The following is a 17,754-nucleotide window of genomic DNA, read 5'->3' on the forward strand; positions in this document are numbered from 1 at the left end:
CTCTCTCATACACGCGGTGATGCTGGGATGTTGCAGAAGCAGCCTTACAGGCTCTTCAAATACGCCACGATGTCGCTGATGGATTGCGGGGTGAGGCCGAGCTGCTGGGGCTGGTACATCAGTGATCGGGTCATCTTCTGGATGCTGGCGATGCGCTCTTTCGGCACGGTCTGCACGAGCCCCCCCATGCATTTGATCATGACGGGATCGCCGCTGGAGAGAATCATGCCGCTGATGGTGAGGCCGTCCTTGGTTTTGATCTCGCTGCCTTCATAGCCATGGGAGATGTCGGCCGAGGGATGGGCGATGGCGTTGGCGATGACTTCGCTTGGCTGCTGCTTGCCGAATGTGCTGAGGTCGGGGCCGAACTCGACCCCCATCTTGCCGACCTTGTGGCAGGTGAAGCAGACGGCGATGGCGGCTTGGCCACGCTTGGCATCGCCGGGAAGTTGGGCGATCTCTGCGCCGGTGGGCAGCTTGGTTGCATCCTTGAGTTCAGGGGGCATTTCGACGGCGACGAGCTTCACCTTGGCAGGATCATACAAGCCCAGGGCCTTCATGCCGCTTTCCACATCGTAGGACTGCCAGTCGTTGCCTTTGCGATTGAGCAGCCACCACTTCGCGAGATCCTTCATGGGGAAGTCTTTGGTGTTGGCGAGTTCGATCATCGCGCCTGCTGCTTCGCGGCTTTTCACGAAGGCGAGGCCGGTGAGCATGAGTTTGCGCTGTTCTTCACTGAGGACGCTGTCGAGCGCGCGAGTTTTGAAGGCCTCCACCGCAGCGGCAGGGTGCATGCGCCAGGCGATCCATGCCTCTGCCTCCGTCCATGCGGCGGGCTTGTCTTTGCAGATAGCGGCATAGAGTTCGGCTTCCTTGCCTTCAGCACCGAGGCCGAGAGCTTCGAGGTAGGCGCGGTCTTTGCCGTCAAACTGCTGCGCGAGTTTCACCAGCAGCGGGAGGCTTTGGGCGGCAGGGATTTCGCGAAGTGTCAGTGCGACTTCACGGCGCACGGCGGCAGAAGAATCTGTGACCATCTTGGCAGCCATGGCCAGCACATCCACGCCAGCACGGCGCAGTGCACGATAGGCGACGAGGCGCTGATCTTCGGACTTGGATTCGAGCCAGGGCTTCACCTGAGCGACGCCTTCTTCACCCATCTGGGCGAGCAGCCATGCGGCGCGTGCGGCGATGAAGGCGTTGTCGTCCTTGAGCAAGGCGGCGACGGCAGGCACGGCTTTCGCGCCCTGGGCTTTCAAGGCGGTGAAGCCGTTGTAGCGCACGTTGGGTGCGGGGCTTTTCAGCGCGGCGATCTGGCCTTCCGTGGTGTCGAGCTTGAGCGCTGGCACATTGGATGCGAAGCCCTTTGGCGCGATGCGGTAAATGGTGCCGGTGTAGCGTTCATCGAGCGTGCCGTGGCCACCGACGCGGGCGTCGAACCAGTCTGCGACGTAGATTGCGCCATCGGGGCCGACGGTGACATCGCTGGGACGGAAGCGGGTTTTGAGTTCGCCTGAAGGTTTGCCGCCGAGGAAGTCGGAGCCTGCGAATTCCTTCTCCTTGTTGGAGGTCATGAAATCAAAGCGTTCCATTTTCCAGCCTGCGCCGTCGAGCTTTGGCAGATAGCCGAAGACGACGTTCTTGCCTGCTTCACAAGCGAGGAGGAGGCCGTTCCATTTCTTGTCGAGCGCGCCGTTTTCATAGAAGCCTACGCCGGTGGGGGAGCCGCCGCCATACACATCTCCTGCTGGCATGGTGCCGGGATCTTCCTGGCGCCACTCGGCGGTGGGTGTGTCCTGGCCGGGGCGTTTGTCCGCACCCCAGGAGCGCAGGCCGTCGGCGGAGGCAAAGCCGGCATTGCCGCCTTCCATCACGGGGGACACGCGGCAGGCAGGCGGGTCGTCGTTGTCGCTTTGGAAGACATCGCCAAAGGAGGTGATGGTCTGCTCGTAGCTGTTGCGGTAGTTGTGGCCGATGATGGTGACGTTCGTGCCATCGGGATTCATGCGTGCGGCGAATCCGCCGATCCAAACGTGACCGTCATCACTCTTCTGTCCGGCGATCTCCTGCATCATGTAGGGGCTGCCCATGCGGAAGGTTTTGCCGGAGTGGTCGGTGAACTTTGCGCCTGTGTTGCCCTGATTCCAATACCACTGGCCGTCGGGTCCGGCGGTGACGCTATGAAGGCTGTGGTCATGCTGACGACCACCGAAGCCGGTGAGCAGCACATCGCGCTTGTCCACAGCGGGATCAAATTTGCCATCGCCATTCACGTCGGTGTAAACGAGCAGGTCCGGAGGCTGAGAGACGACGATTTTGTTGCCCAGCACTGCAACGCCGAGAGGGGCGGCGAGTGCGGACTCCTGCACGAAGACGGTGCTTTTGTCTGCACGACCCGAGCCAGTGGTGTCTTCGAGCACGACGACGCGGTCGCCCTCCGGCCTGCGGCTTCCTTTGCTGCGGTAGTTCACGCCTTCAGCCACCCACAGGCGGCCCTGCGCATCGAAGTCAATGTTGGTGGGATTGAACAACGCGGGTGAGGTGGCCCAGACGGTGACTTCAAGGCCTTCGGGCACGGTGAACATGTCCGCAGGCACGGTGGTCTTGCCGTCGTCCACGATGGGTGGCGCGGGCTTGGGCGCATTCGGAGGTGTTTCAGTATAGACTTGGAATTTGACCGACGCATTGCTGGCCTTGCCGCCGCGCTCCATGCCGCCGTCATCGATGGCTGCCTGGGCGGTGAAGCCGACCACGCCCTGCGGCAGATCATAAACGATCACCGAACGCGCATGCGTGCCGATGCCGCTTTCAAACTTCTGGCCTTTCACGAGAAGTGCATCTCCCATGGCGGATTTGCCGACGCGTGTGCCGCCGGAGCCCTGGCTGGCGGCTTTCCATGGCAGCTTAGTCAGCTCCTTGGTGGAACCGTCGGCCATGATGAGCTTGGGCTCCAGCCAGTCCGCCCAGTCACAACTGATGCCGTCTTCATCCGAGACCACGAGGTAGAGTTCCTTCGCGCCTTTCAGGGAGGCATCCACCTTGACCAGACGAGATGTGCTGGCGGTGGTGAGCTTCGGGCTTTCGAAGACAGGAGTGGCCGCGACTGCGCAGAAGGCGGAGGCGAGCAGCGCTAGGAGGATCAATGGGCGGGACGTCATGGATGGGGGCTCTGGGAGGGAAGCGACCTTTCCAGAGAGAGCGGAAGCTCTCAACTACTTTGGCTTGTGGGGCGGAAAACATTCTCCACATTCGGCGCATGAAATCCTTCCTGCTTTTTCTGACTGTTGCGCTGCTTTCCTCCTGCCAGACCACCACCTCCGAGGAATACAACGTGGGCAGCGTGGCCGAGGCGAAAGCGTTTGCGAGGAGAGCGGTGGAGGTGGGCTACATTCACGCGGGAGGAGAAGCGGCGCTGGTCGCGGAGAAGTCCGTCGGCCGGCCGCTCGAAGGCAAATGGAGCCCGCAGAAGATTGACAACTTCCTGAACCAGTATGCGGCGGAACATCCGCGCCTGATGGAGATCAACAAGGCGGCCACGACGGGGAAGATCAGTGAAAAGGAGCGGGTGATTCTAGTGAATGTACTGCGCGGGCAGGAGGAGAGGCTCGCCGAAGCCAAGCTGGCCGAGCAGCAGGCAGCGGCGGACGATCTCAATCAATCGGCGATGATCAACAGCCAGAGCTCGTCGTATCAGCAGAACTCGGCGCTCATGCAGGCGACGCCACAGTCAGGCTATACTGGATACGGGACGGGGTTTGGCGGCAGAAGCTTCTGAGAAAGTAGTATCGAGCTTTAGCTCGTTCTGGGAAACGCATGCGTCACACCCAGAATCCCGAACGAGCTGAGGCTCGGGAGTGCTTTTTTTTACTTTGTCTTCATGACATAGACTCCATCCCAATCAGCAGGAGGAGGATTGAGTTTCATGGCCTCGCAGCGCTCGATCATGACAAGAGAGGGGTTCGCATCCTGATGAATCTCGCGTCTGGCTGAGCGTTCAAACAGGGCTTTGGCAGCGTTCCAGTCTTGAGATTGATATGCGGCGATGCCTTTTTCAAAGAGATGCAGGCACTCCTCGGTCTCGGGGGAAACGTGTTTGGTGAAGTCCACGAGTTCGTAAACTTCGGCGGGCTGGCTGCGGCCTTTGACGACGATGCGATCGAGGAAGCGATAGGTGATGTCCTGCTTGTGTTTTTCTGCGAGCGCCTTCGTCTCTCCGGTGATCATGGTGTACACGCCGTAGCTCTTTGCACCGCTCTCGCTGCGGGCGGCGAGGTTCACGGTGTCCCCCATCATGGTGTAGTTGAATCGGCGACGGGAGCCCATGTTGCCAATGATGGCCTCGCCGGAGTTGAGGCCGATGCGCGTCTTCATTTCATAGACGATGTCAGGCCAGCCACCTTCCTTCCGCCATTTCTCGCGCAGTTCGATCTGGCGCTTCTGCATGAGCAGGGCGGCGCAGCAGGCACCATAGGCATGACCGGCAAAGGGCAGGGGGGCTCCGAACATGCCGACGATTGCATCGCCAATGAACTTGTCGAGCGTGCCGCCGTTGTCGTGCAGGATGTCGGTCATCTCTGAAAGATAGTCGTTCATCAGCGTGACAAGGCGTTCAGGCGTCAGCTTTTCAGAGAAGGAGGAGAACCCGGCGATGTCGCTGAAGAACGCGGTGATCTCCGCCTGATGTCCGCCGAGCTTGGGCTCTTCACCGGAGGAAATCATCTGCTTGACGACCTGCGGTGACACGAAGGTGCCGAACATGCCTGTGATGCGTCCCTTGGCGCGTGACTCAATGATCAGGCGGTGAAGAATCGAACCACCCTCAACGAGGGCAAAACCAAACACTGGCCATGCAAGTGGCATGTGAAGGCTCTCGATCTGAAAGTAATAAAACGCGGTGAATACATAAGCACTGACGACCAATGTGGGAACGAGCAATGCGAGCCAGATGGGGCCAAAGCGCACAGGAATGATGGTGATCAGCGCCAGCAGAGCCCAGACACCTATCAGCTGAAGAAGGTCAGGCTTCTTGATGTAGTCGCCACCGAGGATGTTGCTGAGCGCGTTGGCATGCGTGAGCACCAGCGGCGTCTGCGGGCCATGCGGGGTGGGGCCAAGATCCGCGAGACCTGCGGCGGTCTGGCCAATGAAAAGAATCTGGCCTGCCACAGGCGGACGATCCTTGGGCCATTCTTTGTCTTTGAACTCCAGCAGGCTGGCCATCAGTCCGGCATAGGGAAAGACTTTGAAGGTATCAGGATGACGGTAGTTGATCGTCATCTGCCCGCGATCATCGATGGGGATCTGCCACAGCTTATGGGCGCCTTGGATGCGAATTGAATCACCGAGCACCACCTGCACGGCATCGGTTTCCACGGCTTCACGGGTGAGGAGGGACTGCAGAACGAGGCTGGGGAAGACGCGTGTGCCGCAGCGCACCACCAGCGGGATCTGACGGCGTACTCCATCGGCACCTGGAGGCGAATTCACGAAACCGGCATGAGAACTCTCCGCAATGATGGGCACAGGGAGCAGCACGGTGTCGTTGCCAATGAGGCGGCTGATGTCTCCCAGGATGTTCGAGATCGCCTTGGTGTTGCCTGCGTACTCGGCTTCGAATTTTTTGCTGTTCTCCAGCGTTTCCGCTGCGGCTGCGGTGATGTAGGTCGCGGACTGCACCAGAGCATCGCCAAACAGTTGATCCTTCAAAGGGTCGGCACTCGGTTCGGTGAAAAGAACATCAAAGGCTGCCGCCGCAGGCGGGCGTGAGCCGAGCAGCGTCACGAACTGCGCATGCACTTCGCGCGACCAGGGCCAGCGGCCGAGTTTCGCCAGCGCATCTTCATCAATGCCCACGACAAGGACCTGAGGATCCGCAGGCGGGTCAGAAGCTGCACGCGCCTGAAAACGCCAGTCCAGCGTGAGGTTTTCCAATTCTTCGCCGAGGCGCGTTGTGCTGAAACCCAGCGCCAGCAGCAGCACCAGCGGCAGCAGGATGAATTCAAAACGCAGGCTGCCGAGTTTTCGTTTTCTCATGCGCAGTCTAATACTTCATGTTCATGCCGAAGTGCAGGCGACCGGAAGGTGCACCGACCAGCCCGGTGCTGCGCAGATTCCAGCCGTAGGCAAGGCGCAGATCGAGATTGCTGCCGAGGCTGTAGCGCAGGCCCACGCCTGAGCTTTGCAGATTGAGATTGGGCTCCGTGGTATTTGAACCCACGCTTTCCAGATAGGCGAAGTCGTAAAAGACGAAGGTGTTCAGGTTGTCCACCTTCTTGCCGCCCCAGGTGGTGAAATGAATCATGGGCAGATTCAGCTCCATGTTGGCAACGATGCCGCGATCTCCACGCGCGGAGCTTTCGTTGAAGCCGCGCACGGTCTGGTAGCCGCCTGCGAGCATCTGCTCAGTGGGAAGGAGACGTGTATTGGAATACTGCCCCGCCGTGTGCATGAGAGCGGAGAAGCCAAACGGCAGGCGGATGAGGCGGTCCAGCTCCGCCTTCGCGTACCAGTACTTTGCCTGCGAACCCGCGCGCAGGCTGTCAAAGGCGGCGTAGTTGTTGTGACCAAGAACATTGCCCGGACTGTGGATGGCGGAAATGCCAAAGCGGGTGTAGCCCAGCGGGTCATGGACGAGGAGATTGTACCCGACGCGGAATTGGAACACTTCGGCAGAATTCTGCGAAAAGGTCTGGCCGCCAAAGATGATGTCTGAGGTGGTGCTCTTGTAGTCGAGCGCGAAGGTCGCTTTGTGCTGCACTTTGCTCCAGGCGCTGGCCAGTGGTACAGTGTAGGCGGCTGAAAGCTGGCGGTTCCTGCCATTGACACCGAGAAGTCCTGCGGCCTGTCCGGACTGAGTGGCGGAGTCCACATACACACCGAGAAGCTGGAGCCGATGACGCCATGGAAGAGGAATGTCCCACGCAAGAGCATGCGCCTTGAGACGGTCGAGCTCCTGATTGCCGGTGAAATTGTAATTCACTGACTGCTCCGTGCCAAACAACTGCATCATGCTGATGCCGCCGGAGATTTGATTCAGTCCGGTGGAGCGCAGGCCGGAATTGGCATAACCGATGTAGGCTTTGACGGGATTGCTTTCCGTCGTTTTCAAGACGACGTCGCTCGTGCCGTCTTTTTTACCGCGCTCGTAGATGACGTTGACGTTGCGGATGGGGTTCTCGTTGAGCCAGGCGACGTCGCTGGAGATTTTGCGGGTGTCGATGCGCTCTCCGGGCTGCAAGCGTATCTGCCGGGCCATATAGGCTGGGTTGGAGCGTTTGGCTCCTTCCACCTTTACCTCTCCCAGCACGCCTTCGCGCACAATGACCTGCACATGCCCACGGGTGATGTCCTGCTGCGGCAGGTAGGCATCCACGAGTGGGAAATCGGTGGCCTGATAGGCTTTGTTGATGCTCTTCACCATGCGGTTGAGCACGGCCATGCTGAGAGGCTGCCCCATGAAGTCCTTCTGCAAAGTGTCCGCAAGACCGGCAGGCAGATGAAGTGCGGGGTCGACCACGAGAACATGGCTCATGTCCTTGTGCATGGACTTGGACGGCTTCGAAATCAGGTGCAGGCCCTTGAGATTCACACCGAGCGGTTTTGCATCTCCTTCGGCATTGTCGGCTTCAGGCTTCTTGGGGGCGGCGGCGGCAACATCCGTGGCTTTCTGCGCACGGGGAATCTGCAGCCTGTCCACCAGTGTGCCGGCGCCGGTTGCATCGGGGAACTCCTGGGCACGCAGGCTGCAAGGCAGCGCGCAAGCGATCATGGCAAGCAGCAGGAACTGCATGAATGAGAACGATGGCATAAGGTGTGTGGCGGCGTGGTCAGCGGAGCGCATGATCGAGTTCCTCCTGACTTTGAGGTGTGGTGGCGTTGTTGAGTTTGAGGATGACAAATGGTCCTGGGGGGACGCCATCGAGAGCGGTGTTTATCATGCCGTCCCATGACAGCAGCAGCGCGGTTCCGTCCTCTCCCAGCGCCAGGGAAAGATCCTGCGCACCTGAGGGGGCGAGCAGCGAGTGGAGTCGGCTCTGCACCGCAAGCGTGGCGGCTGTACCGCCCGCATCCATGACGGCCAGCCCGTTGGATTCGTTCACGATGTACTCACCCAGGCCACCGAGAGCGAGTGAGAGCTCCCCAAAGGCTCCCGGTGAAATACTGGCGCGCAGAGCGGTTTCGATTGTGGCGGGAACCGGCCTGCCATTGACCTCCACGGTGGTGCTGCCAGAGACAAACTCGAGCCGCGCCGTGCCATCGCCACCCAATGCTCTGACCAGGGTACTGAAGGATTCGGGGGTGGACACTTGATTGAGGAACTGCTGCACATTGAGCGAGGGCAGGGGATCTCCCAAATGGATGGATTGTGCGCCTGCCTGCACGGTGAGCGGGACTTCGCCCGTGCCGATTGCGCCGATGGAGAGTTCGCTCTGGGCCAGCAGGCTCATGTTGCCCTCCAACTGCGCCACGGAAGCCGCGCTGGGCGCACCCACTGCAGAGCCAACGGAGAAAAGTCCTCCTCCATTTTGCAGTCGGATCGTGCCATCGCCTCCGAGGCTCAAGTTGAGCTCGCGCTCAGCGGTGGCAGACGTGCTGGAATTTATCTGCGACTGCATTCCCAGGCTGGCAGGACCTCCGCCGCCAATCGAACCACTGCCGCTGCCGAAGGTCTGACCGAGAAAGGCCGAAGTGGAGGCCGTGCCTGCAATGCCCGCGCCACCAGCCAGAGCCCCGGAGATACCTTGGGCCCCAATGCCACCCACGCCTGAAACGGAGGTCGAATTGAAATTGTTGGTCTGCGAGGATGTTGAGGAGGTAGATCCACTCGATGGGTTGAAGTTTTGCAGGAAGACATTCGTCACTGGCGTGATGACGGCACTGGTGGAAAAGCCCGTGGTGGTAATGGTGCCGAATCCCGGCTTGCTGAGCGGTGAAGTCACCACCTTGGTGCCGTCCACAAAGAGCTGATTGTCCCCGCCGCCACCGCTCAAGTTTTGCGTGAAGGTGAAGAAACTGGTGGCCGTGTTATCATTCCCGGCGCCGAGATTGAGGCCGATGGTGTTCACGCCGGTGAAGGCATAGCTGCGAGTGCCGACGGTGATCAAAGACGCACCGATGACGTAACCTTGTCCGGTCTGGAGGCCGGTGTCATCAAGGATCAGCACCGCGAGGGGATTGCCCCTGCCGATCACGCTGCCGTCGATGGTGGCCTGATTGGAGAAAACAAACCGGTTCGCACCCGTGCTGCTGCCGGTGAGGTTTTCAAATGAGCTGAAATGGATTGCGCCCAGGGCTCCTGAGTTGTTCGCGGTGATCTGAAACACATTGCCACCTTCTGCACCGATGAGGGTGTCCGCATGACTGGCGGAGCCGATGAGGTTTTCAATGCTGGTGAAGCCGGCGGTGCTGATGCTGACCGGGCCTGTGGCGGAGGCGAAAGTGACGGTGTCGTTGCCTGCGCGCCCGGTGACTGACACTGTGTCAGCCGTCAGATGGGAAAGATCGATCACGCCGTTGAAGGTGGCGGAGAAGGCTTGCGCAAAGATCTGCGGCGCACCTGCCATCCTGCCGCCCGTGAGATTCACAGCATGCAGTGCCGCCGACTGCCCGACGCTGCTCTGCAAGGTGACATCACCCGTGAGGCCGGCATTCAGCGTCAGATCACGGCCAGTGCTGCCGCCGTTGCTGATGGCACCACTGACGGTGATGGATGCTCCGTTTGGCACGGCACCGCTGCGTGTGGTGTCCAGCGTGGCATTGGCCGCGAGGGTGACTGGACTGCTGATGATGATTTCTCCTCCCGCAGTTGTGATGCCCGCGCAAAGCAGGGTGTTTGATCCATTCAAGGTCACGGCACCGCCGAGATCGATGATCTGCTCGCTCACGGTGATCTCGCCGAGGGTCAGGATCGTCAAAGGTGCGCGCCATGTCGAGGCACGGATTTCAACATCTCCCGAAGTGGCGGCGCCGATGGTGATGTGGCTCAAACTGGAGGAGAGGGCGCCGATGCCTGCGGAATTGATCAGCAGCGTGCCCGCTGCGCCGTCTCCGAGCCCGATGGTCGTGCCCGCCGAAACTGAGCGGATGGCCAGTGTGCCAGTGCCACCAATCGTGGCGGCTCCCGAAATGCTGACGGTGTCGGTGGTGATGATGGTCGCGCCACTGTTGGTGATGGCGGTGTTGGCGCCAAGATCCACGCCGGTGTTTTCATAGCCGGTGGGAGTGCCGCTGCCGGTAACTGCGATGGCCGCACCTGCGCTGGTAATGGCGGTGCCCGCATCCTGAAGGGAAACGCCATGGTTGCCGCTGCCATCGCCACCACCTGCCACACCGAGGAGCGTGATGCTGCCCGCCGTGGGCAAAGTGGAGGTGGAGCGAATGGTGGACCCATGAATCATGAGGATGCCCACATTGCCGTCGCCTGTGTCTCCGCTGCGACCGTTCAACGCGATGGCACCCATCCCAGAGGTGGTCAGCGTGACGTTGTTCAGGATGATGCCAGCGAAGTTGCCACCTGTGGCAGTGGGGAGTTGGTTGGCATCCAACTGCATGCGTCCATCCACCACAGAGATCGTGGCCCCGGAGTTGGCGTTGATCTCGCGCGTGGCTGCCAGGTAGATGGAGCCGGCGCCGGTGTTGGAAACATGGCTGCCATTCACTTCGATGCCGTATCCAGTCAAAGTGATCACACCGCCTTGTGAGGAGAGGTCGGTATTGATGCGGATGTGGTCCGTGTTGGTGGTGATGATGCTGACACCGCCGAAGGCGCTGAGTCCGCTGTCCACTCCGATGGAGCCAATGGTGAGTCCCAGCGTGTTCAAGATCTGGATGGAGCCAATCGTGCCGATTGTCGTCAAAGTCTGGACGGCGTTGTCGGGGCTGGTGAGGATGAAGTCGCTGTTGCCAGCGAGCTTGAGCCCCCATGACGTGATGGAGCCGTGGCCCAGCACGCTGCCGCTGCCGCCCGTCGTCTGCAGGGTGACCACACCAAAGGCGCCTGCGCTGACTGCGCCGCCATTGTCCAGCAGGATGGCCGCCGTTTGAGCGCTGCTGCTGGTGCCTGTCCTGCCAGCGAGAGTGATGTTGCCGCTTTCTGAAAGGATCTGCCCGCCAATGAGGATGGCCTGGAAATCGCCCTCAAACGAAGTGGCGCCCTGATTGGCATTGAGGGTGACGTTGCCCGAGTGAGTTAGAATCTGCGACCCCGCGAAAATCTGCACGCTGCGGCCGGCATTGATGACTATTGAGCCGCTGCCAGTGGACTGAATCACACCCGTGCCGCCGCCCTGCGTGGTCATGATGAAATCACGATCCGCATTAATAGTCAGTGTGGTGGAAGAACTCCACTGAATGAGCCCCGCGAGTGTGATATTGCCCTCGCCGCCGGTGGCATTGCGGTCGGTCTGGATGATGAGATTGCCGCAGTTGGTGTCGAGCCACGTGGAAATGTCCGAGGCTCTGAGCGTGTTCGCCTGTGCGGGATTGGTGATGGTATTTCCTGCCACGCAGTTGGTGATGAGGATGTCGTTGGGGTCGAGCAGCAGAGTGCCTGCGCCTCCTTGCGGCGCGCTGAGATCAACGCGGCCCGTCAGTGATTCAATGATCAACGCCTGCTTGCCGGAAAGCTCCGCCTGCCCGCCATCACCGCCGGTCACGCCACCGCGTGACTGCAGGGTACCGCTGAATGTGAGCTGGCCGCTGGCAAAGGCGACCACGTTGCCGCCGTTGCCGCTCTGAATGGCATTGGCTGCAAGGATCGCTCCCTGCTGAATTTCCACCTGAGTTGAATTCGCCATGCTGGCGTCCAGACCTTGTACCCCACCACCTGCGAAGATGCTGCCGCCCCCCGTGGCTCCGCTGGCGCTGATGATGGCCGCGCCGCCGAGGGTGAGTGTGCTGCCGCCCAGCCGGATGACTCCGCCGTTGCCGCTGGCAGCATCGGCATGAATGGTGCCGTCGATGAATGTGACTGTCGGCGGTGTGTCAGTATCTGCGTCGCCCTGCGGCCGGGCATTGATTTCGATCTGTCCGCCTGCGGTTTCCCCATCGGCTGAAACGACAATAGCGCGCCGTATGGTGACCTCTCCGCCCGTTACCGCGATGCTGCCACCGCGACCCGTGGTGCCATTGGCATCCACTTGTCCGCCGAGGCTGGCACTGCCCTTGTTGCCGGCATTGATTCTGATCTGCCCGCCATTTCCAGAGGGACCACGTGCCACCAGTTTGCCAGTGCTCTCGATGCGACCGCCGTTGGCACTGAGGATGATGCGACCGCCCTGCCTCGTGGCGGCGGTGGCGGCGATTCGCCCGGTGTTGCGAATGGCCAGTGCATACACATTGCCGCCATGGGCTTTGAGTTCTGCGACGTTCGCTTCGATGAGTCCGCTGTTGGTCACGCCCGTACCGCGCCGAGGTCCTGCGGCGTTGCGCACGATTACGCGCTCATCGCCAGCGGGCATGATGAGTACATCCGTGCCTGCGGCCAGTCCCACCGTGCCATTAGGCGCGCGAATGGCACCTGAGTTGTTGACCTGAAAACCGATGAGAAACACATCGCCACTGGAAGCGCGGATGGAGCCTGCATTGCTGACGCCTGCGGTGGTGTTTCCTTGATAGACCATCTCTCCACCCGCCATGAACATGCGGTTGCTCAGATCCAGCGTGGAGGCCGTGAGGCCCGCCACATCCACCACCGAGCCCTGGCCAAACACGATGCCGCTGGCATTGATGAGAAAGAGCTGCCCGTTGGAAGTCAGCGTGCCGTTCAGGAGAGAAGGGCCGCCATCCAGCACTCGGTTGAGCGTGGCCGAATTGACATCCGGCACGATGAAGTTTGTGTGCTCTCCGCTGGCGATGTTGAAGGTGCTCCAGTCAATGACGGCACGGTCTGTTTGCTGGTGGATCGTCGTCAGGCCAGGGAAGGTGCTTTGGATTTGCGCATCTCCCAGCACCACCACGCCACCGGTGGGATTCGCAAAAATTCGAGCCACTGATCCGTGCAGGAAAATCCATAACGCAGCCCCCCAAACGAGGGCGCGGACAGTCCTCAAAGATGGACACACCAAAACCATTTCGTTTTATTCCTGAGGCTTGGGAGTGGTGGCGGCGGTTTCCAGCGGAACGATGACGACTTCGCCGTCCTTCGTCTGCACGTAGCCTTTGCCGTTCTCGACAGATACGGAATAGAAGGCACCCTTTGCCACAGCGACACCACTGGGTGTCTTGATCTTGAAATCCATCTTGCCAGAGGTCTCAGGCTTCACCAGCGCACCGATGGTGCCGTTCTTCAGGTCGAGCAGCACCTTGGGCGCGTCCTTGGACTCGACAATCTCAGCCACCACGGCCTCGGAATCCGGGCCAAGGCGAATTGCGGAAGTTGTCGTCATGGTCACCGTGGCGTTTGAATCCGCACCAGTTTTGAGCGTGCTGCCCACCGTCACGATGTCACCCTCCTTCAGCGCATGCTCAGGCTTGCCTGGGGGAGTCTCGGTCACCTTGCCTTTGACGATGGTCACCTTGCCGCTCTGCGGCACCTGTTTCTTCACATCGTTCGGAGTCACGTCCACCTTGCCATGCTCCACTTTGACGAAGCCTTTGCCATCCTCCACGGCCACCGCAAACATCGTGCCGCGTGCAGCCGCGATGCCGCTGGGGGTCTTCACCTTGAAGTCCATGGTGGATTGCGCCTGCGGCTGAATCAGCGCGCCCAAGCTGCCCGACTTGAGATCCACCAGCACCTTCGGCGCTGTGTCGGAATCCACGAGTTCCATGAAGACCGCCTGTGAATTTTCCGCGATGCGGATGGCCGATTGCTTGGTCGTCTTGATCACCGCACGTGAAGCAGGCCCGGTTTTTACCGTCGAGCCCACAGGCACCGCATCACCCACCTTCAGCGCTGTCTCCGCATTGCCACCCATCGGGATGAGTGTCACCTTGCCCACGGCCACCGAAACGGTGCCGTTGGATTCCGCAGCCATGCCGTGCCCGATTAGAGCAAAGACCATCATGGCTATGAGGAGTTTCATGATATTGAATGTGTCGCACTTCATATGTTCGTCAAAAAATTAAATGCACCAAGATCAATGATGCGTCGCTATTTTGCATCATTCTCAAGATTTACTATAACATCCATTATAGGATATGCGCTTGTAAGAGCTTCGTAAACTAAGCGAGAAATTTAGCCCGGTCAGGGCTCGAAGAGCATCATTTGTGGACCGGGATCCACGTCCACTTTGACCGGCTCATCTCCAGCCTGCGGCACGGGCAGTGCGATCGGACGGAGGGTTTCCTCACTTTTGTCGCGGGAACGATTGGCGGTGGTGGAGACGCGGTAGGCCTCCAGCATCTCGCTCTCATAGGGGCGAAAGAGGGCGCGCAAGTCGTCGGCACTCATGCCGGGCTGCATCCATGCAAGGGCGTTTTCGCCTTCCAGAATGAGCGGGCTGCGATCGTGAAACTTGGCCATGTAGCGCCCCGGCGGCGTGGTGACAACACTCATGGAAGTGATGACGGCACCGCTCTCGACATCTTCCGGGCTGCGGCTTTCCCACACATCCCAGATGCCAGCCAGCAAGACAGGCGCATCGTCCGTCCGGTGGATGAAGTAGGGCGTGGTGCGGTCGGGCCACTCATGCCAGCCCTGCACAGGAATGAGGCAGCGCTGACGCAGGATGGGGCCGCGGTAGGAGGCCAGCTCAAAAATGCTCTCACACCGCGCATTGAACGTGAGTCCGAACTTCTTCGCGACCTCCCTCTTGCTGCCCTTGGCCCATGATGGCACAAGACCAAAGCGCATGCGCTCGATGCCGATCTCATCAGCCTGCATGGTCAGCACGTCCGCGTAATCCGTGGGGCAGATGTTGTGGATCACCGGCACCTCGGACTTCGTATCCTCGTCCTTCTTTTGGGGCCGTCGTTCGATGCGCAGCTTCTTCCCCGCGAGAGAAAGCGCGGGGATCTTCGCAAACTGGTTCAGACGGCCACACATACAGGGCAGAAAAGCGCACTCAGCCAGAGAGGCAAATCAGAACTAGTGCGACAAAGCTCTAAAGGACGCTGTTTGGCAAAGCCACTTCTACTGCAACCAAGTTCCAGCCATGTAGCAAGCTGGTGCGCCCGCCAGGAATCGAACCTGGATATGCGGCTTCGGAGACCACCATTCTATCCGTTGAACTACGGGCGCGTTGTTCGGGGAGCGATGCTTCGCATGGGCACCGGAGTGCAGCAAGTCGTTTTCGGGGTGGGGTGCCCACCTTTTTCACAACAACTCGTGCTTGTGGGTGCCTGCTTTGGCGGAGGACTGAAATTTGTGCCAGCGGAACGGCTCCACCACCTGGCCCCAGAAAGTGCGGGGCATGGCGGACTTGATGCCGATCTCCACCGGGGGGCGGCGGTTGGTGTCGTCGTAATACGTGCCGAAGATGATGTCCCACAGCATGAGGTTTTCGCCGTAGTTTTTATTGCCTTCGCGCAGGTCCATGGAGTGGTGCCAGCGGTGCAAGGCAGGGGTGTTGAAGATGTAGTTCAGCCAGCCGAAGCGCATCTGGATGTTGGCATGCGTGAGAAAGCCGATGTAGGCGGTGATGGCGCCGAACCACAGCACCACGCTCTGCGGCGCGCCAGCCAGCGCCAGCAGCGGTGCGGAGAAGAGGGCGCTCTTGAGAGTGTCGATGATGTGAAAGCGTCCGGTGTTGAAGAACCACAGCTTTTTGGAGCTGTGATGCACCGCGTGAAACCACCACAACGGCATCCATTCATGCGCGATGCGGTGCGCCCAATAGAGGCCAAACTCAGCGATCACCAAACCCAGCACCACCTGGAAGAACATGGGCCAGTGATTCGGCCAGTACCCTGTGCCCAGGTCCCCTCCCACCACGGAGGCAAGGCCGAGCCAGGTGGCGGAAATGATGAGCAGCTGCACAAACGATTTGGTGAAGGCCGTGTGCGCCAGGTCTGGAAACTCCTGCCCGTCTGACTGCAGCCAGGCCTTCTCATGCGGATACACGCGTTCAAGGAAGTACAGCAGCGCTGCGAGGCTGAAGTAGGTGATGTTAAAAGCCAGCGGCCCTTGCTTGTGAGCGATGCCGATTCCGGTGGGGATCAGTGCTGCGATGAGGATCAGGGGCCAGAGCAGGTATTCGAATATCTTGCGGAGCATGGGGTTGTTTTACAAAGCAAGAATTGTGCGGATTTCCAGTGCAGATGTGGGGAGATGATGCGCGGAGATTGCGGGGGCAGGGAGAGGCAATTATTTATCACACAAGAACTGTCCAACTGCGGCTCGCTCCTTGACCTCACGACCTCCCCGCTCGACAGCCATCTCCCATGAGTCGCTTGTTCAACATTCTCCGCGCGCGCCGGGCCGTGAAGGAAGCCCATTTCATGTGCCGTGCGGACCTGCTGAAGCTGCAGGAGCGCCGCTGGCGTGCCATGGCGCGCTATGCTCTGGAGGTGAGCCCCTTTTACCGGAGGCATCTCGCGGGCATCGATGTGGAGCGCTGCCAGATCACGGACATTCCGCCCATGACGAAGGAGCTGATGGTGGAGAACTGGGATGAGATCGTCCCAGACAAGCGTTTGCGCCGCGCTGAGCTGGACAAGTTTCTGCATGACCCGAAAAACTGGGGGACGCTGCTGCATGGCCGCTGGATGGTCAGCACCACTTCCGGCACCACCGGCCCGGGCTTTGCGGTTTCGCATGACATCGCCTCCGTGGACTGGGGGCATGCCTGCCAGAATCTGCGCAATTCCACCTCTCCGCACAGCGCCAGCCAGCCTCCTCTGCCGGTGTTCCGCAGGCGGCTCAAGGTCCTGGCCTTCGTCACGGCCACTTCACCCTCCGTTTCTGCGGCTTTGTATGCGACTCGGCCCTGGATTGGCGCGCTGTTTTGCACTTATCACCGCATCAACATCACCGCGCCTTGGAGCGAAATCCTCGCCGAGGTGCAGCGCATCCAGCCGGATGCCATGATGGGCTATGCCTCCTTGTTCGGCCGGCTGGCGCAGGCCCAGCTCAATGGCGAGCTGAATCTCCGCATGCCCAAGGACAAAGGCTACATCTGGGCCGGAGGAGATGCCGTGACGCCCGGCATCCGCGACCTCTGCCGCAGGGCCTTCGGCATTGAGCCTTTCAACATGTATGGCTGCGGCGAGACGCTCGGCATTGCCCGGCAGTGGCGGGGCATGGAGCACCTGCACTGCCATGATGACATGCTGGTGTTTGAAGCGGTGGACGCTGCCGATCAACCTGTGCCCGATGGCGTTCTCTCCGACCACGCGCTGGTGACGCCGCTCATCAACAAGGCGCTGCCGCTGCTGCGCTACCGCGTCCATGACCGTGTCAAACTCGGGCCGGTGGATGCCCGTTGGCCGTTCAAGCGCATCGAGCAGATCATTGGCCGCAGCACGATGTGCTATGTGTTCAAGACTCCGGAGCGGCGCGTGTTCATCGGCACCAACTTTCTGTTCTTCATGGATGAGCAGCAGGAAGTGGCGATCTACCAGTTTCGCCAGACGGCGCCAGATGCCGTGGAATGTCTGTTCGTCCCGCAACCGGGTGTCGATGTCCCGGTGCTGCAGCAGCAACTGGCAACCCTGATGCGCCGCTGCCTGGATGATGGGGGCTGCACGACTGTGAAATGTTCGGCACGCACGGTGGCTCAACTCAGCCCGGACCCGCGCACTGGCAAGGTGGAGCAAAACGTGCCGCTGCCGGATGAGACGGCTTGAAGAAGTGAAAAGGGCCTGACTCCGGGATTC

General features: G+C 60.3%; 9 protein-coding genes and 1 tRNA gene. 2 read left to right on the forward strand and 8 right to left on the reverse strand.

Going from position 1 to position 17,754, the window contains the following annotated elements; translation table 11 throughout:
* Positions 1–44: 44 nt before the first annotated feature.
* Positions 45–3,155, reverse strand: coding sequence for a PVC-type heme-binding CxxCH protein (locus tag AC3RLQ_RS06635; RefSeq protein ID WP_493035503.1), 3,111 nt, complete (start codon positions 3,153–3,155; stop codon positions 45–47).
* Between the two features lie 98 nt (positions 3,156–3,253).
* Between AC3RLQ_RS06635 and AC3RLQ_RS06640 the strand changes: the two genes are divergently transcribed.
* Positions 3,254–3,772, forward strand: coding sequence for a hypothetical protein (locus tag AC3RLQ_RS06640; RefSeq protein WP_493035505.1), 519 nt, complete (start codon positions 3,254–3,256; stop codon positions 3,770–3,772).
* Between the two features lie 89 nt (positions 3,773–3,861).
* On the opposite strand, the gene AC3RLQ_RS06645 is transcribed toward AC3RLQ_RS06640, so the two are convergent.
* From AC3RLQ_RS06645 to AC3RLQ_RS06675, 7 genes are all read right to left on the reverse strand, one after another.
* On the reverse strand, positions 3,862–6,030 hold the full coding sequence (locus AC3RLQ_RS06645; protein ID WP_493035507.1) for a CHASE2 domain-containing protein: 2,169 nt from the start codon (positions 6,028–6,030) through the stop codon (positions 3,862–3,864).
* A 7-nt stretch (positions 6,031–6,037) separates the two neighbouring features.
* Positions 6,038–7,786 (reverse strand): ShlB/FhaC/HecB family hemolysin secretion/activation protein, encoded by a 1,749-nt coding sequence (locus tag AC3RLQ_RS06650; protein WP_493035509.1) that lies wholly within the window; start codon positions 7,784–7,786, stop codon positions 6,038–6,040.
* 37 nt (positions 7,787–7,823) lie between these two features.
* Positions 7,824–12,986: a beta strand repeat-containing protein gene (locus AC3RLQ_RS06655; RefSeq protein WP_493035511.1), complete on the reverse strand. Its 5,163-nt coding sequence runs from the start codon at positions 12,984–12,986 to the stop codon at positions 7,824–7,826.
* Positions 12,987–13,073: 87 nt separating this feature from the next.
* Positions 13,074–14,021 carry a FecR family protein gene (locus AC3RLQ_RS06660; RefSeq protein WP_493035513.1) on the reverse strand — a complete coding sequence of 316 codons (948 nt, stop codon included), beginning with the start codon at positions 14,019–14,021 and terminating at the stop codon, positions 13,074–13,076.
* Positions 14,022–14,182: 161 nt separating this feature from the next.
* Positions 14,183–14,983, reverse strand: a complete 801-nt coding sequence (locus AC3RLQ_RS06665) for an SOS response-associated peptidase (protein ID WP_493035515.1) — start codon at positions 14,981–14,983, stop codon at positions 14,183–14,185.
* Between the two features lie 120 nt (positions 14,984–15,103).
* Positions 15,104–15,178, reverse strand: a tRNA-Arg gene (locus AC3RLQ_RS06670).
* A gap of 75 nt (positions 15,179–15,253) precedes the next feature.
* Positions 15,254–16,153, reverse strand: a complete 900-nt coding sequence (locus AC3RLQ_RS06675; RefSeq protein WP_493035517.1) for a sterol desaturase family protein — start codon at positions 16,151–16,153, stop codon at positions 15,254–15,256.
* A 167-nt stretch (positions 16,154–16,320) separates the two neighbouring features.
* Here AC3RLQ_RS06675 and AC3RLQ_RS06680 point away from each other — a divergent pair, with 167 nt between their 5' ends.
* Positions 16,321–17,724 carry a phenylacetate--CoA ligase family protein gene (locus tag AC3RLQ_RS06680; RefSeq protein ID WP_493035519.1) on the forward strand — a complete coding sequence of 468 codons (1,404 nt, stop codon included), beginning with the start codon at positions 16,321–16,323 and terminating at the stop codon, positions 17,722–17,724.
* Positions 17,725–17,754: the final 30 nt, after the last annotated feature.

The organism is Prosthecobacter sp. GW821-HT29F12, assembly GCF_058803405.1.

Excerpts from the sequence above, each read along its gene's own strand:
- AC3RLQ_RS06680 (WP_493035519.1), top strand. The coding sequence starts at position 16,321 with ATGAGTCGCTTGTTCAACATTCTCCGCGCGCGCCGGGCCGTGAAGGAA.
- AC3RLQ_RS06640 (WP_493035505.1), top strand. The coding sequence starts at position 3,254 with ATGAAATCCTTCCTGCTTTTTCTGACTGTTGCGCTGCTTTCCTCCTGC.
- AC3RLQ_RS06660 (WP_493035513.1), bottom strand. The coding sequence starts at position 14,021 with ATGAAACTCCTCATAGCCATGATGGTCTTTGCTCTAATCGGGCACGGC.
- AC3RLQ_RS06675 (WP_493035517.1), bottom strand. The coding sequence starts at position 16,153 with ATGCTCCGCAAGATATTCGAATACCTGCTCTGGCCCCTGATCCTCATC.
- AC3RLQ_RS06665 (WP_493035515.1), bottom strand. The coding sequence starts at position 14,983 with ATGTGTGGCCGTCTGAACCAGTTTGCGAAGATCCCCGCGCTTTCTCTC.
- AC3RLQ_RS06650 (WP_493035509.1), bottom strand. The coding sequence starts at position 7,786 with ATGCAGTTCCTGCTGCTTGCCATGATCGCTTGCGCGCTGCCTTGCAGC.
- AC3RLQ_RS06645 (WP_493035507.1), bottom strand. The coding sequence starts at position 6,030 with ATGAGAAAACGAAAACTCGGCAGCCTGCGTTTTGAATTCATCCTGCTG.
- AC3RLQ_RS06635 (WP_493035503.1), bottom strand. The coding sequence starts at position 3,155 with ATGACGTCCCGCCCATTGATCCTCCTAGCGCTGCTCGCCTCCGCCTTC.